Origin of the sequence: Streptomyces sp. NBC_00876, assembly GCF_045207435.1 — a bacterium.
Classification (GTDB): Bacteria; Actinomycetota; Actinomycetes; order Streptomycetales; family Streptomycetaceae; genus Streptomyces.
Genome location: NZ_CP108800.1, coordinates 20,899 through 46,719 on the forward strand (window position 1 = coordinate 20,899; position 25,821 = coordinate 46,719).

General features: G+C 66.6%; 11 protein-coding genes and 3 pseudogenes. 7 read left to right on the forward strand and 7 right to left on the reverse strand.

Annotation, left to right across the window (positions count from 1 at the left end):
* Positions 1-643 precede the first annotated feature (643 nt).
* The gene (locus tag OG782_RS00080; RefSeq protein ID WP_406447095.1) at positions 644-1,486 is read left to right on the forward strand and encodes an IS5 family transposase; all 843 of its coding nucleotides are present in this window, start codon (positions 644-646) and stop codon (positions 1,484-1,486) included.
* A 73-nt stretch (positions 1,487-1,559) separates the two neighbouring features.
* Entirely contained in the window at positions 1,560-3,086 is a 1,527-nt protein-coding gene (locus tag OG782_RS00085; RefSeq protein WP_406447097.1) for a hypothetical protein, read from the forward strand.
* 443 nt (positions 3,087-3,529) lie between these two features.
* Here OG782_RS00085 and OG782_RS00090 read toward each other — a convergent pair whose 3' ends face one another.
* Positions 3,530-4,033 (reverse strand): N-acetyltransferase, encoded by a 504-nt coding sequence (locus OG782_RS00090; RefSeq protein WP_406447099.1) that lies wholly within the window; start codon positions 4,031-4,033, stop codon positions 3,530-3,532.
* 195 nt (positions 4,034-4,228) lie between these two features.
* Here OG782_RS00090 and OG782_RS00095 point away from each other — a divergent pair.
* The 4 genes and pseudogenes from OG782_RS00095 to OG782_RS00110 all read left to right on the forward strand — a co-directional run.
* A protein-coding gene (locus OG782_RS00095; protein WP_406447101.1) for an IS5 family transposase occupies positions 4,229-5,037 on the forward strand; the annotation gives its coding sequence in 2 pieces (ribosomal slippage) (positions 4,229-4,577 and positions 4,577-5,037; 810 coding nt in all).
* 50 nt (positions 5,038-5,087) lie between these two features.
* Positions 5,088-5,905 (forward strand): IS5 family transposase gene (locus tag OG782_RS00100; protein ID WP_123471980.1). Its coding sequence is split into 2 segments (ribosomal slippage): positions 5,088-5,436 and positions 5,436-5,905, totalling 819 coding nucleotides; the frame shifts between segments, so codons are not numbered across the junction.
* A gap of 583 nt (positions 5,906-6,488) precedes the next feature.
* Positions 6,489-7,693 (forward strand): IS3 family transposase gene (locus OG782_RS00105; protein WP_406447103.1). Its coding sequence is split into 2 segments (ribosomal slippage): positions 6,489-6,780 and positions 6,780-7,693, totalling 1,206 coding nucleotides; the frame shifts between segments, so codons are not numbered across the junction.
* Between the two features lie 29 nt (positions 7,694-7,722).
* Positions 7,723-8,814: pseudogene (locus tag OG782_RS00110) on the forward strand (Helicase associated domain protein); the annotation flags it as partial.
* 578 nt (positions 8,815-9,392) lie between these two features.
* Here OG782_RS00110 and OG782_RS00115 read toward each other — a convergent pair.
* The 6 genes and pseudogenes from OG782_RS00115 to OG782_RS00140 all read right to left on the reverse strand — a co-directional run.
* Complete coding sequence (locus OG782_RS00115) at positions 9,393-9,689, reverse strand: barstar family protein (RefSeq protein WP_406458755.1); 297 nt, start codon at positions 9,687-9,689, stop codon at positions 9,393-9,395.
* Positions 9,689-16,195, reverse strand: coding sequence for an RHS repeat-associated core domain-containing protein (locus OG782_RS00120; RefSeq protein ID WP_406458757.1), 6,507 nt, complete (start codon positions 16,193-16,195; stop codon positions 9,689-9,691). Before OG782_RS00120 ends, OG782_RS00115 begins: the two co-directional genes overlap by 1 nt.
* 197 nt (positions 16,196-16,392) lie before the next feature.
* On the reverse strand, positions 16,393-19,950 hold the full coding sequence (locus OG782_RS00125; protein ID WP_406447105.1) for a LamG-like jellyroll fold domain-containing protein: 3,558 nt from the start codon (positions 19,948-19,950) through the stop codon (positions 16,393-16,395).
* Positions 19,951-20,281: 331 nt separating this feature from the next.
* Positions 20,282-20,542 (reverse strand): hypothetical protein, encoded by a 261-nt coding sequence (locus OG782_RS00130; protein WP_406447107.1) that lies wholly within the window; start codon positions 20,540-20,542, stop codon positions 20,282-20,284.
* A 476-nt stretch (positions 20,543-21,018) separates the two neighbouring features.
* Positions 21,019-21,513: a hypothetical protein gene (locus OG782_RS00135; RefSeq protein WP_406447109.1), complete on the reverse strand. Its 495-nt coding sequence runs from the start codon at positions 21,511-21,513 to the stop codon at positions 21,019-21,021.
* A gap of 52 nt (positions 21,514-21,565) precedes the next feature.
* Positions 21,566-22,062: pseudogene (locus OG782_RS00140) on the reverse strand (transposase); the annotation flags it as partial.
* Between the two features lie 821 nt (positions 22,063-22,883).
* Between OG782_RS00140 and OG782_RS00145 the strand changes: the two are divergent.
* Positions 22,884-25,552 (forward strand): annotated as a pseudogene (locus OG782_RS00145) (Helicase associated domain protein).
* The last annotated feature ends 269 nt before the right edge of the window (positions 25,553-25,821 follow it).

A 25,821-nucleotide genomic window follows, 5' to 3' on the forward strand; every position in this document is an offset into this window, starting at 1 on the left:
CTGCAACTTCGGCAACTGCTCCTGCAAGGGCGCCGGTAGGCATCGTCGACCTCGCCCAGTTCCGTGATCCAGTTCGATCTCCCGGCCGGATGCTTGAGACTGGCTCCGCCTGTTCGGCCGCCACCTTCCTGAGACATTGCCGCGTGGAACAACTTGACAGGTTGCATAACCGCCTTTGACATCCACGAGCACCAGGCGGGGGCCGGATCGTACGACGGGGTGTCCAGGGCCTTCTCCGCGGCGGTGAGGGCCCGGCGGCACAGGCCGCCCTCGTCGAGGGCGGCGAGGGCGCGGGCCTGGCGCAGGTGGAGGAGGGACCGCGCGGCGGGGTGCTGGGTGCGGGGGATGGCATGTTCGAGGATGTCGACCGCGGCGCGGGCGTTCTTGAGCCAGAGCAGTTGGTACGCGAGGTTGTGGACGTGGTTTGCAACTGACCGTTGACTAGCCTGTGAGCCCTCGTCAGAGAACCCTGCGGGCCGGGCTTTGCCCGGCCCGCAGGGTATTCATGATGTCGCGGCTCGAGTCGGGATTCGCTCCAACTAAGAGGTCGCGCGGATAGGCGTGGTTGGGGGCCCGGCAACAGAACAGGCACAGGTCCCGGTGATCATTGAGTTGCGACGCTCTGTGATCACGAGGGAGACCTGTGCCCGCGCTGCCATCATGGCTCACCGAACCGCTCTGGGACCAATTCGTGGCACTGCTTTCGGAGCGTCCCGAGTTCCACCCGGACCATCCACTCGGCTGCCACCGCCGACGCATCAGCGACCGGATCATCTTCGACAAGCTGCTTCAACTGCTGCGCTTCGGCTGTTCTTACGAGGCGATAGCCGACACGACCTGCTCGGCCACCACGATTCGCAGCCGTCGCGACGAGTGGATACGACTCGGCGTCTTCGCCCAGCTCAAGCAGATCGCGCTGGACTCCTACGACCGGATCGTCGGCCTCGTCCTCGGCCAGATCGCCGTGGATGGCTCCATCACCAAGGCTCCCGGAGGCGGCGAAGTGGCCGGTCGCTCACCGGTCGACCGCGGCAAACAGGGCCTGAAACGCTCGGGCATGACCGACGGATACGGCATTCCACTGGGTCGTGTCCTGGCCGGTGCCAACCTCCACGACTCCCCGTTGCTCGCCCCGACCCTGGACCGCCTGGACGACCTGGGGCCGTTACCCGACGACATCACCGTGCACCTGGACGCCGGCTACGACTCGGACAAGACCCGCACGCTACTCAGCGAACGCGGCCTGCACGGACGCATCGCACACAAAGGTGAGAAAGCACCCATCCAGGCCAGTAGGCGTTGGCATGTCGAACGCACCCACGCCTGGCAGAACGCCTTCTACCGCCTTGCCCGCTGCTACGAGCGGCGCACCACCGTCATCAACGCATTCTTCGACCTCGCCGACACGATCATCACCGTGCGTAGTCTGATCCGGCAGGCATGGACGACCTACCGCTGGGGCGAACGCACGAACCGCCGACCATAGGCGTGCCTTATCCGCACGGCCTCCTACAGAGGCCGCGAGTCCATTGTCATTGGATGGTGTTACTTTCTGTGACATGACCGATCACGCGCTATGGCTGCTGCGGCAGGACCGCCGCCTGGCCGAACTGGCCGCCTTCCCCTTCGACTTCGACCTGGACCGCGCCGCCCACGGCCATGTCGAGGAGGTCCGCCTCGCCTCGGGCGGGCCGCTGGAGACGGTGGCCGGGGACGATACCGGCGGTACGTACTTCGTGTGCGCGGACGGCTCAGTGCTCTACGCCGACTCGGAGGGCGCCGCGGGGATCATCGGCTCCAGCGTCGACGAGACTCTGGAGCTTGTGATCGGCCTGCCCGGCTGGCGCGGCTACACACGTCTGTCGCCAGACGACGGCGAGGAGAAGATCCTGGCGTGCGTCGCGGAGACTGAGGACGAGATCCGTGAATACTACGGAATCGATGAGGAGCGGGCCGAGCTCCGTGCGGCGCTGGGCTTCCCGAAACGCTCCCCGGTCGAGCTGGTCGGCAGGCTACGTGCCGCGCTGCTGCGCACCGAGCCGAACTTCGTACTGCTCAACGCGGATGAGGGGTGCGCGTACGACCGGATAGGCCCGGCCGGTCCCCCGCTGTGGGAGCCAGTGCTCGCGGCGGGCCGCGCCGATCTCGCCCGGCTGCGGGAGGGCGACCGCACGGCATGGCGTGAAGTCGCCGAGGACCCGGTGCGGCGCCGGATCACCCTGCGGGCCGCGCAGTTCGACCGCGCCGAGGGCGATCTGGAGTTGCTGCGGCATCTGCTGCGGCACGAGACACGGTCATCGATGACGGACGAACTGCGGCTCGCGGCCGTGCTGGTGGGGCTGCGCGGGGACACCGGAGATCTGCCCCTGCTGCTTGAGGTCCGGGAGACGGACTTCGACACGGCGTGCGGCCTGGGCGGTATGCCGGAACCGGGTGCAAGCGCGGACGAGTTGCAACAGTGGGCGCGGGCGCTCGACGAGTCGATGTTCGGGACGGACCCGTCGGACGAGCCGGTCTCCACATGGACCGACCTGGCGCGGGACCAGGGGATGACGGACCTCGCGCGGGTGACGCTGATCCGCGAACTCGACAACATCTTCATGGACCAGAGCAGACTCCGCCGCCCCGAGACGCCCCGCACCCTGGCCACGGCTCCGCTGAGCGGGCTCGCCCGGGACTTCGAGGAACTCGGCGACCTTCCCCAGGCGCTGCGCGCCCAGCACATGTACGCCGCCCTTCAGGAGACAGCATGGGACCGGGCCTCGGCCCGGCGTACCCTGGCCCGCCTGGAGCGGGAGGCGGGCCGGCTGCCGCAGGCGGCGGACAGCCTGGCCGCCGTGCGCGTCGCCCTGGTCACCCCGGGCGACGACTCACTGCGCTACTGGCAGCAGGTCAACCTCGGCCGCTTCATCGCCGAGGAGCACTACCGGCTCACCCTCGCCCTGGCTGACGCGGGCCGCCCCGAGGAGGCCCGTGCCCTCCTCACGGCCGCCGACGCCATACTCGGCGAGCTCTCGGAGAACGCCGCGAACGGCATCCGCGAGCTCGCCGAGCGGACCGCTGCGAGAGTGCGGGAGGTCAACTGAGAACGGGCACGGCGGGCGGGCGGGCGGTCCGCCAGGAAGCAGTGGGCGTGGCGCGCCAGGTAGTCGGCCTGTCCGGGCAGCAGGTGCTGTTCAACAAAGTGATCGAGCCGATCCAGGTAGAGGTTGGACAGGATCGGGGAGGCCACGCCACCAAGTGGTGCACCGCGGAGCGTGGCGTTCCACCGCCAGCCAGTCCTCCAAATACCCGGCCTTGAGCATCTGCCGGATCAGCCGCAAAAATCGTCCATCGAGGATTCTCTCCTCCAGAATTACGAGCACACCTCGTCGTCCAGGCTGCCGAAGCAGTCTCCTCGCCCGCCGCTACGAGCGGCACACCACCGTCATCGAGGCATTCTCCGACCTCGCCGACATAACCATCACCGTGCGTAGTCTGATCCGGCAGGCACCACCGACCATGACCGCATCCCTATCCGCGCGGCCTCTTACGCGTCGGGGTGCTCCGGCAGGGCGAGCCAGTCCGACCAGGAGATCTCGCGGCCGAGGAAGCGCGGCTGCTCGAACGGCCAGTCGGCGGCGATCCACTGCGGCACCACCTCGTCGAGGGCCTGCTCGACCTTGCTGCCCACCAGCTCGTCCACCACCCACCAGGAGATCTCGCCGTCCGCGCCGGCCCTCTCCGGTGGGTCGATGTAGACGCAGCCGAGCAGAGCTGTCTCCGCCGCGTCGAACAGCGCGTAGTTGAAAGACTGGTGTGCGGCGATCTCCTTCTCATGCCGCAACAGGTCGGCCTGGTCGGCCTCGTAGGTCATGGTGGCCGCGGGCCAGCCCCAGGCTGGGCCGAAGATGGTCCACAGCCGCTCGCGCGAACCCATCACAGCCGGATAGTCGAGCGGGGTGTCCGCCTCCCGGATCGGCCGCAGGTGATGACCACTGCCCGGCAGCGGTACCAGGACGGGATGGACGAAGTCATCGGGGAGCCAGCTCATAGCGCCCGACCGTAGCAGCGCGCGGCCGTCCGCTCCCCTGGATTTTCCCCGTATACCGCCAGGCCCTGCTCTCATGCCGGGCAGTGCCCGCGATCACCCGATCGAGACTCCCGTTCGATCGACAGACTCCATGATCGGTATGGCAACGGCTTCTTAGAAGTCATCTCATTTGGAGGGGTCGGTAGGCTGTCGTTCATGGTGGGGATTGTTGAGCGGCTGGTGCCGGATGAGTTGTGGGAGCTGTTCCAGCGGGTGGTGCCAGAGGCGCCCTCGCGGCCTCAGGGTGGCGGTCGGCGTCGGCACGGTGATCGTGAGGTGCTGGCCGCGATCGTGTTCGTGGTCACGTCAGGCTGTACGTGGCAGCAGTTGCCCACTGCTTCGTTCGGGCCGTCGGGGGCAACGGCCCATCGCCGTTTCTCCGAGTGGTCGAAAGCCAGGGTCTGGGCCAAGCTCCACCGAGTGGTGCTCGACGAGCTCGGTTCCCGCGGCGAGTTGGACTGGTCCCGCTGCGCGATCGACTCGGTGAACATGCGGGCCCTGAAAAGGGGGATCTGACGGGTCCGAATCCTGTCGACCGGGGCAAGTTCGGGTCGAAGATCCATTTGATAACCGAGCGAACCGGTCTGCCCCTCTCCGTCGGAATCTCAGGGGCGAACCTGCACGACAGCCAGGCTCTGATCCCGCTCGTGCAAGGGATACCTCCGATCCGCTCCCGCCGCGGACCGCGGCGCCGCAAACCCGAAAAGCTCCACGCCGACAAAGGCTACGACTACGCTCACCTGCGACGGTGGTTACGTCAGCGCGGCATCCAGCAGCGCATCGCCCGCAAGGGGATCGAGTCTTCTCAGCGACTGGGCCGCCACCGGTGGACCGTTGAACGCACCATGTCCTGGCTCGCCGGCTGCCGCCGACTCCATCGACGCTACGAGCGCAAAGCCGAGCACTTCCTCGCCTTCACGAGCATCGCCTGCACCCTCATCTGCTACCGCAGACTCACCAAATGAGATGACTTCTTAGACCGTGTCCTATGTGGGCTCGGCTCGTTGGGTCGTTCATGGGGCGGGGTACGTGGAGTTGGATTGTTCCGGATGGGCTGTGGGAGATCGCGGAGCCGCTGATCCCGCCGTCGAAGGTGCGACCGCAGGGCGGCGGGACCCAGGACACGCCTGATGAGACGCTGTTCGCCGCGATCATCTATGTCCTGGTCAGCGGCTGTGCCTGGCGGGCCTTGCCGCCCTGCTTTGGGATATCGAAGTCGACGGCCCACCGCAGGTTCCTGATCTGGTCGAGAGCCGGTGTCTGGGGCCGGCTGCACGAGGAGATCCTGCACCGCCTGGACGACGCCGGGCTGCTCGACCTGTCCCGGGCAGTGCTCGACTCCGCGCACGTGAGGGCTAAAAAAGGGGCGAACTCACAGGTCCGAGCCCCGTGGACCGGGGCAAGCCGGGTTCCAAGATGCACGTCCTGTCGGACGCGAACGGACTGCCCCTCCTCGTCGGCGTCTCCGCGGCGAACACTCACGACAGCCTCGCGCTGAAGCCCATGATCGCGGGTCACCAAACGAGACACGACCCTCACCGAGGCCGCTACTTCAAGCCCCAGCGTCTCCACGCGGACAAGGCGTACGACGTCCCTCACCTGCGTAAATGGCTATGGGGCAAGCACATCGGCGTCCGCATCGCCCGCAAGGGAGTCGAGTCCAGCGAACGGTTAGGGCGCCGACGTTGGGTCATCGAACGCACCATGTCGTGGCTGACCGGCTACCGCCGCCTCAACCACCGATACGAACGCCACCCCCGTAACTACCTGGCCTTCCTCGGACTCGCCGCCACACTCTGCTGCTACAAACGACTCGCCCGTCTCACCACATAGGACACGGTCTTAGGTTCCTGCGCTCCGCGCGGTGTCCGGCCGTTGAACCCACCCATGCTCTGTAGGCCCCCTCGCCTGTGGGAGGGGGAACGTCATCTTGCTGAGGGTGTTGGGCACAGGGCCTTCTTCGGGCACTGACGACAGCGTCGGGGGAAGATGAAGACGGACATGTTTTCACGCTCCGGGCGGCACCCGAGGTCGACGGCAGTCGTGGCCGTCAACTCCGCAGTGCACCACACGCAGGCAGTACCACGGCGCTGCTGAGCGGACAGGGACTCGACGGGCGGTAGCGGTTCCGACAGGGGCATGCTCAACAGAACGCCTCAGCTGGCAGCCGCCCGCCCGGTCCGAGCGCGGCACCGAGCACGGCTGGGCAGGTGAGCCGGCCTGAACCGTCCGGCTTCTCCAGCCACCCCAGGCCGTCCACGTACCGCTCGGCCGGCGGGCAGCGGAGCGGCCGGCCCGCCACATGAACAGTTAGCAGCCGAACGTCGGCCAACTCTTCCGCAGCCCCGGTGGGCCTTGACCCCTGATGTTGAACACACGAGACACTGGATCCTGCGGATCTGAGAACGGACATCTCGTGGTCATGAAGAACTACCCGCCGCAGTTCAAGACGGACGCGGTCGCGCTGTACGAGTCGCGGCCCGAAGCGACGATCAGGTCGGTCGCAGCCGATCTGGGGATCAACCCGGAGACGCTGCGGAACTGGGTTCGGGCAGCCGGGGTGAGCCGTCCCCGGGGACGGCGGACGCAGGAACCCTCTCAGCAGCCCACGCCGCTGGAGGCGGAGAACGCCGCCTTGCGGAAGAAGGTCAGCGAACTGGAGGAGGAACGCGAGATCCTGCGCAAGGCGGCGAAGTATTTCGCCGGGGAGACGCGCTGGTGAACCGCTTCCAGTGTGTCGCCGACCTCCAGCGCCGTCACGGCGTGAAGCGGCTGTGCAGCATCCTCGGCGTGAGCCGCTCGAGCTTCTACTACTGGCGCCGGACAGCCGCTGACAGGGCCGCCCGGCAGACGGCCGACGCACAGCTGGCCGTCCAGATACGGGCGGTGCACCAGGAATCGGACGGCACCTACGGAGCCCCAAGGATCACCGCCGAGCTCCGCGAGATGAGCGGTGAGGCGGTCAACCACAAACGCGTCGCCAGGATCATGCGGGCGTCCGGGATCGAAGGGGTCCGGTTGCGCCGCCGGCACCGCACCACCGTCCCCAATCCGGCTGCGGCCAAGGCCCCGGACCTGATCGGCCGCGACTTCACCGCGGACAAGCCGAACACGAAGTACGTCGGCGACATCACCTACCTGCCCATCGATGGCGGGAAGTTCTGCTACCTGGCGACCGTCATCGACCTCGCCTCGCGACGTCTGGCCGGCTGGGCGATCGCCGACCACATGCGCGCGGACCTCGTCACCGACGCCCTGGCCGCGGCGATCCGCACCCGCGGCAGCCTCGCCGGATCGATCATGCACACCGACCACGGAGCCCAGTACACGAGCAGGGCCTTCGCCGAAGCCTGCAGGTCAGCAGGGGTCCGGCGAAGCATGAGCGCGGTCGGGTCCAGCGCGGACAACGCACTCGCCGAGTCCTTCAACGCAACCTTCAAACGCGAGACCCTGCAAGGACGAAAGACCTGGCCGACCGAGCGCGAGGCCCGACTCGACGCCTTCCGATGGCTCCACCGCTACAACACCCGACGGCGACACTCCCGCCTCGGACAACGATCACCGATCGCCTTCGAGAACGCCCTCCACCGCTCACCAACTACGCTGGCACAAGCCGCATAACCCGTGTCCAGGATCCGGGGTCAAGGCCCCTCGAGCCCTACCGCCACGTCCCACCCGACCGGGTCTGGGCACAGTGGCTGTGCGGCGACCACCTCGTGTCCGAACGGCGTGAGGTTCTGCGCCAGTTCGCCAACGGCATCAACGGCGCGGACCGGCGGGTGCACCGGGCGTTCCTCGCGTCCGTCCGCATCCTCGGTGAGGGCGTGGACATCGTCGGCGAGCGAGGTGTCGAGGCCGTGTGCTTCGCGGACACGCGTGGGTCGCAGGTCGAGATCGTCCAGAACATCGGCCGTGCGCTGCGCCCCAACCCCGACGGGAGGACGAAGGTCGCCCGGATCATCGTGCCGGTGTTCCTCGAGCCCGGCGAAGACCCCGAGGACATGATCGCCTCAGCCTCGTACGCACCCCTGGTCGCCCTCCTCCAGGGCCTCCGGTCCCATGATGAGCGCCTGGTCGAGCAACTCGCCTCCCGCGCACTGACACGGAGCAGCAGGGAGCGGGCGGTGCACGTTCAGCGGGACGCGGACGGACGGATCATCCATGCCGGTACCGCCGGTGAGGGCGAGGTCGAGGGCGGGGGTGAGGGTGAGGAGGAGGGCGGTACGGAGGCCGTGGTGGAGTCGGCGCTGCTGCACTTCTCCACCCCACGCGATCCCGCGACCATCGCGGCGTTCCTGCGGACCCGGGTCTACCGGCCCGAATCCCTGGTCTGGCTCGACGGCTACCAAGCACTACGACGGTGGCGCGAGGAGAACGAGGACACGGGGCTGTTCGCGGTGCCGTACGACACCGAAACCGACGTCGGGATCACCCGGTTCCCCCTCGGCCGGTGGATCCACCAACAACGGCGAGCCCAGCGGACCGGTGAACTCGACGCCCACCGCAAGGAACTCCTCGACCGGGAGGGGATGGTGTGGGAACCGGGAGACGAGGCATGGGAGACCAAGCTCGCCGCGCTGCGCTCCTTCCACAGGGCCCATGGGCATCTGGCACCCCGCCAGGACGCCGTATGGGGCGAGACGGACGACGACCTGGTCGCGATCGGGCAGCTCTCGGCCAACCTGCGCCGCACAGACGGCCTCGCTGGTCGAGGGCGCACTGCGGCTCGGGGATCCGATCGCGACGCTGCCAGCCGTCTACCACGGGCTATGGCACGGCCTGCTCAGCATGGCCTGGGACAGCCCCCTGAGCGAGGAGACCCCCGAGGTCGCCGTGCCTGCGGGGCGTCGCAGCGAAGGGGCGAGGCGGTGAAGAGGCCGTGGGGCGTCGTCGAAGTCGGGGACCGAATCCGGTTCGACGGCCAGATCCACGTCCTGGCCCGTCTGGACGGGCCCCGCTGCCGGCTGGTCGCCGAGGAAGGCACGGGCGTGCAGGTATTCCTGCTCACTCACGTGCTCGCCGCGCAGGACTTCACAGTCCTGGACCACTCACTGCCCGGACAGCGGAGAGTGCCGGTCCGCGGTCCATTGGACGGGGGCGACACCGCGGTCCGGGACAAGGCCCTGGCCTCGGAGCGGCATGTCCTGGAAGTCGAGACCGGCTACCCCGGACCCTGCCGGGAGCAGCTGCCTCGAGACGGGTTCGACCCGGCCGTAGCCCCAGTCAGGGCGGATGCCGCCCTCAGGGTTTCCAGAGGGCGGCACATCAATCACGAGGGAGTCCGCAAATTTCAAGCTTCAGGCCATCCGGAGTCGGCCATCTATTCGAAGCGGACGGTAAATCCTTCCTCCTCTCCAAACTCTTCATCCTGCTCCTGAACCCGAATCAATAGATCACGGACTTGGTCGAAGACTTCCTTTCCCATAGCGGCTCGACTTTGATTCGAGTTACGCCAGATGAATCGAACTGGCCTCTCAATGTCAGTCGACAGGATATCCCAAAGGGCAGCCATATTCGGGCGATAGTAGGGTCCTAGGTCAAGCACGCCGGCCATTGCGGCATGAAAATCCCCCATTGTTTTGATCTTCATTCCGTCGATCTCAATAACCATTACCATCACTTCCAATTCGGTATTTGATAGAAGGAATCATAGTGATCGCTTGAGACGTAGGCAAGCCCGTCATTCGAATAGAGGAGACGAGTGCCGGGTTGCTTGGGTCGCGTCATGCTGGAATCAATTCCAATATCAGCTTCATACCACGTCCGTCCACTCGCAGACGGAAGTTTAACCTCGCCCGTGTTTTCGAACACGTCTCCCCCAAGCTGAGCGCCAGGGATTCTATTCCCCAGAGCTTTTCCTCTTTTCCAACCCTGCGCCATCGCCTCACTCTTTGTTACATAGTAGTCAGGGAGTTTTCCAGTAGTTCTGAGGCTAGTGACCGCGCCGTTGGCAAGCTCAGCTGTAGCCAAATCCGTCTTGAGGGCAGCAGCCCCTGCGGCTGACAAGGCTCCGCCGCCGACGATCGCGCTTCCGCCAGATGCGCCACCAGTCAACGCCTCAGTGATCTCCGCGGCGCACACCGGGGCAGCAATGAGGCATCCTTCCCCCACAGCGACGGCCACCGGAGCTAGCACCACAGCTGTGGCCACGACCGTGATGGCACCGAGCACGACCTTTTGCCAGGTGGCCAGTTTGCCAACGTCTGGTAGGTCGTTGGCGGTTGGGTCGTAGTGGGGATTAGTTCCCATGGCCCAGCAGGCATTGCAATAGCCGTCATCCTTCTTCGGCTTAGGGTCAGGTCCCTTCTTGAACACGATCTTCGTAGTGGTCCTACCAGCGGTCTGGTGAACCGTCTGGCTCATGGTGCCGCTGCCGGCGGTGCCGTCTTCTTTCCTGTACTGGAAGGTTTTGGTATAGGTCTTCGTATACGACCAGTCCCAACCGTCCTTGGTCTTGGTCCAGGTCTCGGTGCCGCCGTTGCAGGAACTCGATGCGCCTCCGCACGCCCCGTCGGGGCGGAGCCCGGTGGGGTCGGACATGGTGACGGGGGTGTTGTTGGCGTATGCGTAGCCGTTGAGGGACTCGTGGTCGCTGGGGGCGAGGACGGGGTCGACGGAGAGGAAGCGTCCGCTGGCCGGGTCGTATTCGCGGGCGCCGATGTGGGTGAGTCCGGTGTCGGCGTCGGCGGGATTGCCAAGGAATCCCTTGTCGTCGGGCCAGGTCGACGGTGCCGTTCCGCGGCTCTCGCCGAAGGGTTTGGTGTAACGGCGGGTGATGGCCTGGGTGGTGGCGTCCACCGTCATTGAGGCGGTGCCGTGGTGGTCGTCGACCATCCAGGACAGGCCGGTCTCGGTGCGTACGGCGGTGGTGTCACCTGCCGGGTAGTAGCGCTGGGCGGTGAACTTCTTTGCGGCCGTGTCGTAGTGGAGTTCCTGGCCGCCCAGGTAGAGGACGGTCTTGGCGGTTCCGCGACGGATCAGGAGTTCGCCGTTGGCGTCGTAGAGGTAGTCGGTGGTCTTGGCGCCTTCGGTGAGTTGGGCAAGTTCTCCCTCGATGTCCCAACTGAGGTTCTGGGCGATGCCGGTGGGGCTGTAGCGCTTAGTGGTGCTGCCTTGTTCGTCGTAAGTGAGCGGTTTGGCGGGGCCGCTGTTGACGGTGACGGAGGTCAGGGTGTGGGGCTGCCCGGTGCCGGAGGCATTGACGGCGGGGTAGCCGTAGCCGGTCTTGGTGTCGCCGGTGGTCTTGTGCTCAGTCTGGGTGTCACGCAGGCCGCCGGGCTTGTAGCTCCAGCTGGTCCAGTACGGGGCCGGCCCGCCGAGACCAGTTGCCGAACGGGTAGTGACGCAGTCATTGGAGGACGGGGTCCAGGCTTCTGCCAGACGGCGGTAGCCGTCGTAGGCGAAGCACTGGGTGTCTTTGCCGTTGGCGTTGTCGGCGATTGACTTGACGTTGCCAGAGGCGTCGTAGACGTAGTCGGCGTCGCTCGTGTAGCCGGTGTTGGTCTGGTCGACAGTGTGGGTGTTTGCCAGGCGACGGGTGCCGTCCTCGTAGCGGTTGAGGATCTGGAGCTGCTTGGCGCCGGTGGAGGTTCCCAGACGGGTCTCCTCGATCTCGCCGTACGGCGAGTAGCCGATGTTCTGGACGTAGTCGTTCATGCCGTCGGTGCCGGTGAGCATGCCGAGGGTGTTGTAGCTGTTGACCACGGTCTCGGCGGGGAGGTCGGCTATCGCGGGCAGTGAGGTCGACTGGACGGTGCCGTCGATGTTGTAGACGACGGAACTGATGAACGTCTGCGCGCCGCCGACGACCATGGAGTCGCTGGCGGCGATGACGGTCTTGGTGCCCTTGGGGCGGCCGAGGGCGTCGTAGCCAGTGGCGACCTGGGAGTAGATCTTGCCGGTGGTGCCGCCGACGTAGCGGATTGCGGCGGTCGGTTGTCCCTTGGCCAGGGAGTCGTAGGTGAACTTGGTCAGCTGGTGGGCGTTGTCCTTCACCCCATCCCAGGTGCCGGTCTTGCGGGCGAGTTCGTCGTAGTCGGTGATCAGGGTGCGGGAGACACCGTTGCGGGTGGTGGTGACCGTCAGCGGCTGGTCGCCGTCGTTGTACGTGGTGGTGACGGTGCCTTGGTCGGGGTCGGTGGACGTGATCTTGCGACCGCGCAGGTCGTATCCGTTCGTCCAGACCGCGCCGTCCGGTCCGGTCATCTTCTTGAGCTGGCCGCCGGGTGTGTACTCGTACAGAGTCCGGGTGTAGTCGTTGCCGGTCGGGACAGGGCCGCCGTATTCGCGGCGTTCGGTGAGGCGGCCTCGGGCGTCGGTGATGCTCAGGGTGCCGGTGCCGCCTGCGGCGGCTGTGGTGGTGGTGCGGTCGCTCTGCTGGTCGGTCTTGGTGCGCCACTTCTCCTGGTCGTAGACCCGGAAGATTGATTCGGTGGCGCGTCCTGCGGAGTCGAAGACCGTCTCGGTGGAGGCGGGGGTGGAGCCGGGGAAGGTGTTGGCCAGGGTGCCCGAGGGGGCGTTGTTGTCGTGGATCTGGCTGTTGGAGATGTAGGGCAGGCCGCGATCGTCGTAGAGGGTTTCGGAGATCACCCGGCCGCCGTTCGGGGCGGGGACCTGTTTCTGTCGGGAGCGCAGCAGGCTGTCGAGGATCTCGTAGGCGCTGTTGTAGGTCTTTCCGTCGGCCTTGAGGGCGTCCGTGCGGACCCAGGTCTCTTTATTGTTGTTGACGCTGTAGGCGTAGACGATGCTGGCGGCGTCTCCGAGCGTGTGGGAGCGGTCAGGCTTCCAGACGGACAGGAGGCGGCCGAGCGCGTCGAAGGACCACTCGGTGATGTTGCCGTTGGCGTCAGTGGTCTTGGTTGCCGTTCCCCAGGCGGGATCCACCATGGTGGTGGAGGTGAACAGCTTGGGGTCGGTGGTGGTCTTCGACGTCAGCGGGCCGTAGCCGGTGTCGTCGGGGACGTAGGTGGTTGCGACCGTGCGGTTGAGGGCGTTTGTTGCGGTGGACGGTCGGCCCAGCTTGTCGTACGTGGAACTCGAGACCTGCTGGTAGACGGGCTTCTTGTCGAGTTCGCCGTAGCTCGCAATTCGGTAGGAGGCAGTGATGTCGCCCTTGGTAGGTGCTGCCCCGACCGCCTGGCCGTCGTAGGCCATAGTGATGTCGGAAACGGCGTCGGTGGGAATGACCGGGGTGAGCGTGCAGCCAACTGAGTAGGTCTCGGTGCGCGAGACCTTGTTCACCAACCAGGCGGAGGTGTTGCGGGCGTAGGTGGTCCGCACGCAGGATTCGTCGCCCGTGGTGGCGATGTCGCCTGTGTCCTCCACGGTGATGGGCATGCCGTACGTGGTGTCGTACGTGGTCTTCTGCTTGACCGTGCGGGTGCCGGTAGAGGTCTTGGAGCGGGTGACGGCCTCGTCTGCCTGGACGATCCAGGACGTGGTGGTGCCCCAGCTATAGGTGTGACTGCCGGTCTTGTGGGACCAGGGGTTGTTGATCGTGCCGCTGATTTCTTCGGTGCCGTTGTAGGCGATGGTTTCGCGGACGAAGCCGGCGTACTGGCGGGCGTCGTCGATCGCCGTGCTGGTGGAGTCGGTGACCTTCTCTACCCGGGCGGTGCCGTCGAGTTCCTTCTCGCCGTTCAGACCGCGCATGTAGAGCGTCAGTTTCTTGCTGCGCGGGCCCTCGTCGGTGTCGCCGGAGGTCTCCAGGACCTTGCCGTAGCCGCGCCACTGCGACCAGGTGCGGTTGGAGGTCTTGGTCAGGCCCTCGTCGTCTGAGTAGGCCCAGCCTGCGCCGCCCTGGTAGTCGTAGTACTTCTCGACAGTGTCGCCGTGGCCGTAGGGGTCGTCCTGGAAGACGGAGGAAACCACGTACTTGTGGAACCAGTCGGTGACCGGGGTCGCGCCGGACTGGGACCACTTGACCGGGAAGCAGCGGCGGGTGTTCTTGTCGACCGCCGTGGGCATGCTGGTGCCCCAGATGCAGTCGGGGTCGGTGTAGTTGACGGTGATTGTGGAGCCGGTCTCCGACCTGATGGTGCGTACGCGCCACTTGATGTAGCGCAGGGTGTCCGGGCCGCTGCCCTCGACATGGTTGGACAGTTGCATGCCGCCGAACACGACCGGTGGCATGTCAGCCGCCGTGGTATTGGCCTTGCCGGTGTTCTTGATGGACTTCAGCCACAGGCTCGCTGAGGAGGCGTCGCCGGTGTCAGGGAAGTTCTGGTCGAGGTGCCAGGTGTCTACGTCGCGGCGGGTGGTGCCGGTGCCGGTCCACACCGAGGTGGTGATGTCGGTGAGCCGCTTGCGGGTGAAGAAGGACGGGCCGATCTGGGTGCTGCACTTGGTGCTGGCCGCACAGATCATGTCGAAGGGCACGTCGGGCCAGTTGGCCTTGGTGTCCGTGGTGAGGCTGGTGCAGCCGTCCGTGGTGACGCAGCGCTCGGCGTAGGTGAAGCGGACCTGCTGGGAAGCGGGCTTGGTGTAGATGAGGTCGCTGCGCTGGCCGTAGTCGATGCGGTCGAGGTGGCCGCCACGGGTGTAGGCGGTGCCGTTGACGGTGGTGTCGGCGTTCTTGGAGTAGTAGTTCGCTTCCTTGGTGTACCAGTAGGTGGAGGCGTTGTCGTGGGTGTCCACGACGTAGTCCAGGTTCCAGCGCCACGCCTGTGAGCAGGAGGAGTCAGCGAAGCCTGTGGACTTGTAGCAGGGCTCTCCGGAGTCGTCACCGAAGACCGGCACGGTCCATACGGAGTTGGTGACGGGGTCGTCGTCGGTGGTGTCGGTGGTGCCCTTGTTGCTCCAGCCGGGCATCTGGTGCTTGCCGAAGAAGTACTGGATGCCGGATGCGTCTGTGACCTTCCAGTACTCGGTGTTGTCGTCACCGTTGCCGGTGGCGCCGGTCAGGTGCTCGATTCGGGAGCCGTCCTCGTTCTTTACCTTCCACGAGCCGCCGGATGCCTGCGACAGGGCCGCGGTGTCGCAGGCCGCCTTGTCGGCGCAGGGGTTGACCAGTTCGACGGCCTTGCCGTTGAGGACCAGTGTCGCGTTTGCGTACTTCCAGCACAGGTCACCCTTGCCGGCCTGGCCGTCGTCCTTGCAGGACGCGTACTTGCGCTCGATGTAGGACTCGGTGATCGAGAAGCCTTCGCCGATCACTGAGGTCTGGTTGTTCTCCCCGGCTGTGCGGCCGTCCACGGATGCGGAGTTGTAGGAGATGGACAGGTTCGGGGACGGGCCTGCTGTGGCCGGGGGAACTCGCAGCGGGTAGTTCCAGGTGAAATCGCCTGTGCTGCCGCCGGCCTCCCAGGTCGCGGTCGGGGACAACGGGGTGGAGGCGTAGTCGCCACCGCCGCCGGAGCTGTCGGCGGCTGCGGCGAGCAACATCGGGGCACCATCAGCGAGTGCGCGAGCGGAGACCGTGCCCGTCAGGGTCTGGGACTTGGTGTTGTTGTCTGAGCCTGTCACCGGGGTCTGGGTCCGGCAGGACGCCTTCTCCGGGGTGGTCAGCGCACATGCAGGGAGTGCCACCAGGCGCAGGCGGGGGCCGAAGTTGCCGCCGTAGACGTCGTTGAACGAGGAGTAGTCCAGGGAGACCCGGAGCTTGTCGCTGTCACCGGCCGAGTCCTTGGACGCTGCGCCAGCCGGGTCGACGGTGAGCAGCACACCGTTGACGCCTGCCTTCTTTGCCTCCGTCTGAGGAAGGACACTTAGCGCCACTTCTTCGGCCGGGCCGGTGGCCTTGGTCTGAGTTCTACTCTTCGCCTGTTCGGATGCGGGGGCGGCCGGTTCCTGCGCCAGCTTTACGGCGAGTCCGCCGACGGTGACAGCAGACCCACTGGCAGCACCGACCTCAGCGGTGACCTTCCCAGCCTTCGGCCAGACGGCCTTCTTCAGCCGATCAGGGGTCTCTCGGGAGGCGGCAGCGGCCTTGTCCTTGGGGGCCTTGGACGTGCCGGCCTTGAGCACGCCCACCTTGTCGATCTTGGCATTGGGTCGGTCCTCCAGGCGCTTATGAGCTGGCGAAGATTCGGCCTGGGCGGCGAAGTCGTAGCCGGAGGGAACCACGACTTGTGGCAGGAGCGACAGGGAAAGGGCGAGCGCACCACGGGCGAGCCAGCGGCGTATGACCGTCCCTGGCAAGCGTGTGCGGGAGGGCGATGAAGACACGTGATTTCCCGGTTCTCGGAAATGGGCAGGAGGTGCTCGGGCAGCGTCTACGCCAGAGCACCGGATCTCGACGGCGCGTCCGGGTGGAACGCGCAGTGCGTTTCGGGGAGAACGGGACAGGGCGGGCAAGAAGGCCCGTCCTGTCCCGCCCGCAATTACTGCTGTTCGGTGTTGCGCCGGTTGGCGATGGTGTCGGTGGAAGTGGCTCCGGCCCAGACACGGACGCTGTCAATCGTTCCGGGGAAGTAGCGCGCGGCAGCGCCGTTGGTCTTCGCCCGGCCGATCTCAAATGCTCCGCTGCCCTGCCAGGGTGCCGAGTACGGCACGCCATCCTCGTCGCCCATCAGGGCGCTGTCGACGTAGAGCTTGAGCCCGCCGAGCTTGGAGGTGTCGTCGGGGTCGGCGGCAGCCTGCGCGTCATAGACGACGCTCAGCATGACCGGAACACCCAGCGTGGTGGTGGTGAGCGCGGTGGACTCACTCTTGGTCCATACCGCCCCGGTGCCGTCCTTGTCGGGACGGCCGAAAGTCCACCGTCCCTGGGTGCTGCCGGCCGGTTGTTCGTACCAGACTCCCCAGGAGGACTGGCTCGTTCCCGACTGACCGAACACCTGCACCGCGTACGACTTGGTGGTGTCGGCGAGCTTGGCCGGGTCCAGCGTCACCCAGGCGGTCGCGGTGAACGAACCGGAGTCATCGACGACCGGGCCGGTGGCGGTGGCGTATGCGCTGGTTCCGTTCAGGGTCATGGTCTGCGTCGTGGTGACCTCTTCGCCGATATCCGGGTCGCCGGTGGTGACCTGAGTCAGGGCTGCCCCGTTGAGTGTCAGGTTCCGGGCGAAGCCGCTGGTGTCCTTCACCGTGGTGCCGGTCGCGTTGGTCATGTCCGCGGCGTCCCACTTGGCGACAAGGGCCGGGATTGGGTCGCCCGCAGTGCCGTCGCTGAGGTCTTCGTCTTCCAGCCAGGCATCGTGAGTGACCTCGGTGTCCGCCAGTGCGCGGGACCAGACCTTCACCTCGTCGATGGTTCCGGCGAAGTTCTCCTTACCGGCAATCGCACCGTACGAGGTGGACCATCGCCGACCAACCTGTAGGCCGCCTGCTGCCTTCCAGGGCGCGGTGAACGACACCGGGTTGCCCTGCGGCTTGCCGTTGACATAGAGCTGGATGGTCTGCGCTGCGGCGTCGTACACGCCTGTCAGATGGGTCCAGACGTTCAGTACCGCTGGCTGGACGCCGAGCGAGCGAGTGATAGCGGGATCGGCCACGTCCGTCTGATGGCGGTTGAAGATCCAGGTGTTGTACGTGCTGGAGTAGTACAGCTGGAGTCCGGAGGCGTTCGTGCCGGCTTGGGACAGGACCGTGTAGTTGACGTCCTTTTTGTCCAGACGTGCCCAAGCCGAAACGGTGAAGGACTTGGTGGTGTCCAGCACTGCGCCGGAGGTGGAGAGGAAAGCGCTCGTGCCATTGAGCTTCGCCGCGCCAACGCCGCTGCGCGCCCGATTGTCCCAGGTGGCTGCGGAGGAGGTCAGCGGGTGCTGGGTGGCGGTGGTGGTGTCGGTGAGGGCGTTGTCCAGGTGCCAGATCCCTGAGGGTCTCTCGGCACCCTTCACGAGGAAGCTGTAGTAGCCGGTGAGCGAGCTGTGTGCGGCTGCGTCGTAGCCCCAGACCTGAATCGTGTTCTCGCCGGCCTGGTTCGGTGCAATCGTCTGAGTGGTCGCTGTTCCCTTGGGGACGTTGATTGGGGCAGAGAGCGCGCCGCTGTTCAGTTTCCACTTGTAGCTGACGACATCCGACTGGATGCCGGCCGTGGTGGAGTTGGTGTCCGCGGGGGTGAAGGTGAACTTGCCCGGTGTGCCCACCCCGCCTGCGGCTGGATCGGTCTCGGCCGACTTGTACACGCCGTCTGCGCTGGTTACCACAGGGGGTGGAGGAGAATCGGTATCGGCCCGGAAGTAGCACCAGGACGACCATGCGGAATCCAGAACACCCGTGGCTCCGCGGTCCGTCTTGTAGTACGCCTGTGTCTTGACCCGCATTCGGTAGTCCGTCTGCGCTGGCAGCGTGCTGGAGGTCGCGTCACGGGGAGCGTTGTCGGCAACCCAGTCACTACTCGGCGAGGCCGCGTACCAGGCACGGCTGGATCCGTCAGCCTTCCACACCTCGAACGAGGCGCGCAGCTGCGCGTTGGCCCCGTCTGCCGACTGGACCGTGGCCAGCATCTTCGGCGTGGTGTCGCTCGTGGCGAAGGGCGATGTGGAGGCGTTGCACGCCCGCCCGGTGGTGCCTTGCTGAATTCCGTAGGAGGTCGGCTTGTCCGGGTAGGAAACGTAGGTGACGGACAATTTTGCGTTGTTGCGGAATCGCGCCCAGGCGCCGGCATCGGACTCATCGTGGGCTGTCAGCGAGAAGGTGATCTGCGAAGTCTTGTTCGCGGCGTAGGAGGCGAGAGTAGTCGTCAGGTTCTCGTTCGTCTCGTCGCCCACGTTGTCGCTGAAGCGCACCCAGTCCGCCGGCTGCGACGGGCTGCACAGGGATCCTCGCCCGTAGGCCACAATGCGGTCGCCCATCAGGTCCACCGCGGTGGGGCGGGACGACCAGGTGGTACTGGAGGAGATGCCCTTGTCCACACGGTTCAGGTCGTACCAGTGCGGATCGCAGGTGAACGTCCACGCCTGATACACCTCCATCGTGGCGTCCAGGATCTTCTTCCCGTGGATCGACGACAGCGGGTACTCGAAGTACATGCGCTGGGTGTAAGGGCTGCTGGAGCAGAGGTAGCCACCGTAGTTGGAGCAGCGTCCAACTCCCTTGTCTCCTTCGAACTCCCAGAACTTGTCACCGTCCGAGGAAAGCGCAGTCCAGTCGCCCAACGTCACCGGCTTGATCGGCGGGTCGATAAAGAGCGGAAAGACCGTGTCCTCGCCGTGGAGAAGCGCCGGATCGGGCGTGATCTCCAGAGTGGTCCCAGTGAGTTTGAGCGGGAGCGCGGCCACCGCGTCACCACTGCTGGGGCCTTCGGCAGGGGCCGGCTCACCCCCCGCGTCGAGCAGCGGTTCCGATCCCGCCTCCTCCGGCACACTGTCGGCCTGCGCATCTGCCGTATAGGTGGTGCGGTCGAGCTGCGAGGTGGATGTGCCTGCTGCTGCGGCGGCGGTGTCACCAGCCGAGTCCCACATCCGTCCCGCCGGACTCTCGAAGACAGGTGAGCCATCTGCATCGCGAGCCACGAAGCCGCCGTCAGCTGTCGGGACGATGTCCAGACCGTCTCCGGAGACAGTCATCCGGATGGTCGCGAGCGCGGGGTTCTTGGCAGCCTCCGCTGTCTTGACCACAAGGACTGAGGTATAGCCGGAGCTCAGTGAGGTCAGTTGCAGGTCGACGTCTGGAAGCACTCCAGCGTAGGTAGCGGTGTCACCGTCGAGCTGCGGCTCGGGAAGTGCAGTGGGCCAGCCGAGCGCCAGTTCGTGCCCCCTGTCCTCCAGCCTGACCAGACCGTCTCCGCTGCCGCCTCCCGAGAAGGTGAGAGGGGCCGTTACGTTCCTTGCCTGCACTGAGCCGTCGGCCTCACGCACGAGGGTGGTGTCGATGGGGGCCCACGTGCCGTCGTCCTCGCGAGCACGGACCGGAGCCGCGTTCATCTCCTGCGTGAACGTACCGTCCGGGTTCGCGAAAACCTGGGACGAATCAGTGTTCGCGGCATCCACGGCCACACGCTCACCGGTCTCCGCCGCAAGTGCGCTCGCCTTCGACTCCGGAGTCCTACCAGCCGCGACCGAGGGCGTCCCATCATCGGCGAGTGCCGGGGTCGCCCCGACGCCCACGACCGGAACAGCCCCGCCAACCAACATGGCGGCTACTGCCCAGCCCCGCACCGCCTGACGCCAGCCGTACTGGCGCCTTTGTGTAAACATGCCCTACTCACCCCATTTTAGGTGCTCATTACAAGAAGCTGTGAGGATCATGTGTTGATTGCGTGCGCCGGTCAAGAGTGTCGCGCGTCACGCTGGCCCTTTCGTTGCAGGTCAGCAGGGACTTCGCCACTCATAGCGTGATCATTTGCCGGGTCTGCCGCAATTCACGTGGTTGCGCAAACGTCCAGGACCGCAACGGCACGAAACTTCCTTGCGGTGAACCCGACTGGACCATCCGGGCATGCAGTAGATCCGGGGAAATCCAGATGGCTGGTTCACCGGCCACGAGAACCTCGCGGCCACGCTCGACAAGGCTCTTGCCGCCATACACGCCGCCCCTGGCCGGACCGGCGTCGTCTAACCCCGAGATCGCCGCCCGCTCCCGGCTCATCCCCCGCTCCGTCGCCGAGAACCCCCGCACGGCCTGCCCCCATCGCCAAGCGCGGACGCTCCAGCGAATTCGACCCCCAAGCAGTGGCCGCATTCGTCTCCCTCCACCACACCCGCCCCCTCCCCGACCTCACCCCCCGACCGGCCTACCTGTAACACCGTCTGCTTCAGCGACAGGAGCAGAAAGCCAGGAACGACCGAGCACATAGAGTCCGCGGAGTGAGCGGGCCGAGCCAGCCGCCCCAGCCCGCGTAGACCGAGTCGGCAAGGCAGATAGCCAGCCCCACCAGGGACCGGCCGCCGCCCGAGGAGAGGGTAAGGAGAAGGAGGACTCTTCCCCTTCGGGGAAGACACCTCATGCAGTAAGCCGTCAAGCCGTGGGTTGTTAGGCCGTCCCATTCTGATCTTGCCGAGGGTCCGTCCTCGGGCCTCAGCCGGCGCGCAGAGGCTGGCTGAGGGGGAGACCAGGCGGGTGGGTCACCAGAGGCCGAAGAACCGTGTCCACCAGGTGGGCCGTGCCACAAAGTGCTCCAGCCCGCTGGGGCCCTCATAGTCGCTCTCCAACAGTTCCTCGGGGACACTCACGTAGCCGAGGTCGGCCAGCGCCCGCTCCACGGTGGCGAGGTCGCCGAGGTCCAATGCCCCCTCCTCGTGGGCCTCGTCCGTGCCGAGGAAGGCTCCCGGATTGTCGGCGCAGACTTCGGCGAGGGAGCCGAACTTGCTCACGCAGACCACGATCCGCATACCGTAGATCGTCGCGTCCGCAGGCACGTGGACGCGCCCGTACTCGCTGGAGTCCTGGGTGTCCCGCTCGGACTCGCACGAGGCACCAAAGTCTGCTTCGAGCCGACGCACCAGCCTGTCGAACTTGAGGCCGACCGCCGGGCGGTCGTAGTGCAGCGGCCGTTCCAGCCGCTCCGGGTCATCAAGCTCGCGCAGCAGGGCCAGCAGTACTATCTCGCTCCTCGCCATCCGCACATCCTGCCGCCCGTCGGGCGGGAGCGGAGAGACAGGACCGTCCTATTCACGCAGTAGCTGTCGCTGCTGCCCGGGGCTCTGAGGGGAAGGCGATTGCTTCATCGAATGGGACGCGTGCCAGGAGGCAGCGGTGGAGCTGGCCGAGCATCCGGTTGAACAGGTGCCGCAGGGCCTGGGCGTGCCAGTCCCCTGTCTCGCGTCGTGGGCGTTGGCGCCCTTGGAGTGGGTGAGGGTGGCGAAGGCCCACAGGTAGCCGGCGTGGTTGAGCCCGTTGTTCTTCACGAAGCGCCGTCCGACGTATTTGCGCTTGCCGGAGGCTCGGGTGATCGGCGCCGCTCCCGCGTATGCCTTGAGTCCACCGGCGGTAGCGAAGCGTTTGCGGTCGTCGCCGATCTCGGCCAGGAGGCGTGCGCCGACTCCGGGACCGATGCCGGGGAAACTGAGCATCACCGGTGCGCCGGGGTGGCTCCGGAAGGTCCGCTCGACCGCCTTCGCGAGCCCGTCCACGGCCTGGCAAACCGCGTTCAGCTGAACCAGCAGCGCCTTCCGGTCACACCCCCGGTACAACCGCGGGCCTCCATGGAGCCAAGGGTTCAAGCAACCGTGGAAGCAACTCCGCAGCCCGCCATACACCTCCTGGACTAGGGTCGGCGGCGGGCTTGCCCAGACAGTGGGCTGTGAACGGGCGCCTCCATGCCAGCCCGCCGTCTTCGGGACTGGCACCAACGGCAGCAGCTTGGTCACCTTGTGACAGCCATGATCACGACGGCTGGGCTGCGTGAGCAGGGACAGCCGTGGCCATCATTGCTGGCGCCCACCTGATGCCACCGACGCGCCCATTCACACGCCGTCAGGGAGCGGGTCTGGGTGCGGCTGAGGTGTTGGGGAAGGCGACCGAGGCCGCAGCGCGGGAGCGTGAGACCGCCGGGGCGTTGACGGGCTGGGGTGTGCAGTCGTCCGGGGTGCTGGTGCGTGAGGATCCGCAGCACGTGGCCGAGGTGTGCAGGGCGCGGCATGTGGAGTGGCGGCGGGTCCGGGACTGGATCGCCGCTGCTGGAGCGGCTTCGTATGATCCTGAGCAGGATGGTGTCGGGAGTGCTTGGGCCCGTGAGCGTGAGGAGCGGCGGGCCGCCGCTCTCGCCGGCCAGGCGGCCGAGTTGGCCCGGCGGCGCGATGCGGGGGACGAACTCCGCACGGAACTGTGGCTGAACGCCGGTGCTGGGCGCCGGCTTCGTGCGGTGGCCGAGGACTCACCCCGGAGCGGGTCCTCGCCCAGCTCGCACACCATGTCGTGCTCGGCCCGGACGGCACCCTCTCCGTTCCCTCTTTCACACCGCACCAGTCCTAGAGAGGATGTTCAGGGAATGCCTTTGATTCAGCTTCGGGAACACCAGGTGGATGCGAATGTGCGTATCCGGAATTGGGTGGGATTCCCTGCACGGATGCCCGTGCCGGAGGGTGGTGCGCGTGCCACTGTCGTGTCGGCGACCGGGTCCGGCAAGACGATCACCGCTGCCTGGGCCGCCCTGGACAACTTCCGGGACGGTCGGATCCTCGTGATGGTCCCCACCCTGGACCTCCTCGTGCAGACCGCCCTCGTCTGGCGCAGGGTCGGCCACAGCGCGCCCATGGTCGCGGTGTGCTCCCTCGAGAAGGACGACGTCCTGGAGCAGCTCGGGGTGAACACGACTACCAACCCGATCCAGTTGGCTCTGTGGGCGGGTCGTGGGCCGGTGGTGGTGTTCGCGACGTATGCCTCTCTCGTGGACCGGGAGGACGTGGGTGCGCCTGTGGGTGAGCAGAGGGTGCGGGGGCCTCTGGAGGCTGCTCTGGCGGGTGGTGAGCGTCTGTACGGGCAGACCATGGATGGGTTTGACCTTGCGGTCGTGGATGAGGCGCATGGGACGGCCGGGGATCTCGGCCGGCCGTGGGCGGCGATCCACGACAACCAGCGGATCCTGCGGCGTTCCGGCTGTATCTCACGGCGACGCCGCGGATCTTGGCCTCGCCGCGGCCGCAGAAGGGCAAGGACGGGGCGGAGCTGGACATCGCCTCCATGGTGTCCGACCCTGCCGGTACGTACGGCGAGTGGGTTCATGAGCTCGGGCTTTCCGAGAGCATCGAGCGCGGGATCCTTGCCGGGTTCGAGATCGACGTCATCGAGATCCGTGACCCCGAGCCGGGCCTGGGCATGTCCGAGGAAGCGTTGCGCGGCCGGCGCCTGGCCCTGCTGCAGACGGCGCTCCTGGAGCACGCGGCTGCGCACAACCTGCGGACCGTCCTGACCTTCCACCAGCGTGTCGAGGAGGCCCGTGCGTTCGCGGAGAAGCTCCCCGAGACCGCCGCCGAGCTCTACGCCACCGAAGCCTCCGACCGGTTCCTGAAGGCCGCGGCCGCACTGCCGGCGTCCTCGATCGAGGCGGAGCTCTACGTCCTCGAGCCCTACCGGCATGTCCCACCCGACCGGGTCTGGGCGCAGTGGTTGTGCGGCGACCACCTCGTGTCCGAGCGGCGTGAGGTTCTGCGCCAGTTCGCCAACGGCATCAACGCGGAGGACCGGCGGGTGCACCGGGCGTTCCTCGCCTCCGTACGCATCCTCGGCGAAGGCGTCGACATCGTCGGCGAGCGCGGTGTCGAAGCCGTCTGCTTCGCCGACACCCGGGGATCGCAGGTCGAGATCGTCCAGAACATCGGCCGTGCGCTGCGCCCCAACCCCGACGGGGCCACGAAGGTCGCCCGGATCATCGTGCCGGTGTTCCTCGAGTCCGGTGAGGACCCCGAGGACATGATCGCCTCCGCCTCGTACGCACCCCTGGTCGCCCTCCTCCAAGGACTTCGGTCCCATGATGAGCGCCTGGTCGAGCAACTCGCCTCCCGCGCCCTGACACAGAGCAGCAGAGAGCGGCCAGTGCACGTTCAACGGGACGCGGACGGACGGATCATCCACGCCGGCACCGACGGCGAAGGCGGTGAGGGCGAGGTCGAGGAGGGCGGTACGCAGGCGGTGGTGGAGTCGGCGTTGCTGCACTTCTCGACCCCGCGGGATCCCGCGACCATCGCGGCGTTCCTGCGGACCCGGGTCTACCGGCCCGAATCCCTGGTCTGGCTCGACGGCTACCAAGCACTACGACGCTGGCGCGAGCACCACGGCATCACGGGGCTGTTCGCGGTGCCCTACGACACCGAAACCGAACTCGGCGTAGTGCGGTTTCCCCTCGGCCGCTGGATCCACCAGCAACGGAGGGCCCAGCGGACCGGTGAGCTCGACGCCCATCGCAAAACCCTCCTCGACCGGGAGGGGATGGTGTGGGAGCCGGGAAACGAGGCGTGGGAGACGAAGCTCGCCGCGCTGCGCTCCTTCCACAGGGCCCATGGGCATCTGGCGCCCCGCCAGGACGCGGTGTGGGGTGAGAGCGCAGCCGAGGGCCTGGTGGCGATCGGGCAGCTGATCGCGAACCTGCGCCGCACAGACGGCCTGGGCAAAGACCAGAAGCGCGCCGGGGATCGGGCCGAGCAGCTGGCCGCCATCGATGAGGACTGGAACTGTGCGTGGCCGCTGGACTGGCAACGGCACTACCGGATCCTCGCCGACCTCACCGACACCGAGACCGGCAAAACCCTCCCCGACATCCAACCCGGAGTCCTCTTCAACGGAGACGACCTGGGCAAGTGGCTCGAACAGCAACGCCGGGCACAGACCTGGGCGCAGCTCAGCGGTGAACAGCAGTCACGGCTCGACAGGCTCGGTGTGACACCCCACGAGCCGGAACCCGTGCTGGTGAAGGCGCGCGCGGTAAAGGGTGCGGGTGGGCTGCCGGCACCGTTCCGGCGGGGAGTCACCGCGCTCGCCCAGTGGGTGGAGCGGGAGGGCGACCGGCCGGTCCCGAGGAAGCACGAAGAACCCGTCGACATCGACGGCCAGGAGCACGTCGTGAAACTCGGGGTGTTTCTCAGCAACACCAAGAGCCGCCGCGACCGCCTCACCCCCGAACAACGCCACGCCCTCACCGAACTCGGCATCGAATGGGCGTGACACCAGCCGCAACCAGCCCCTGAACCAGACACAACAGCAGCACTGCGCAGAGAGACCCCGGGCGGATCCGCCCGGGGTCTCGTGCGTACCGACACCACAACCAGCTACGAACCACGCCCAGGAAGACCCTGCGCTGCTGCCGGCGTGCAACGTCTCTTCCGACGGGTCACGGAGCAGGGCCGCCACCCTGACCCCAGAGCGAGTAGAGCGTCTGTCAGAGCTCGGGATGTGCTGGGCGTAGCGATCGCCGTGAGGGTCCGGGCTGTTGG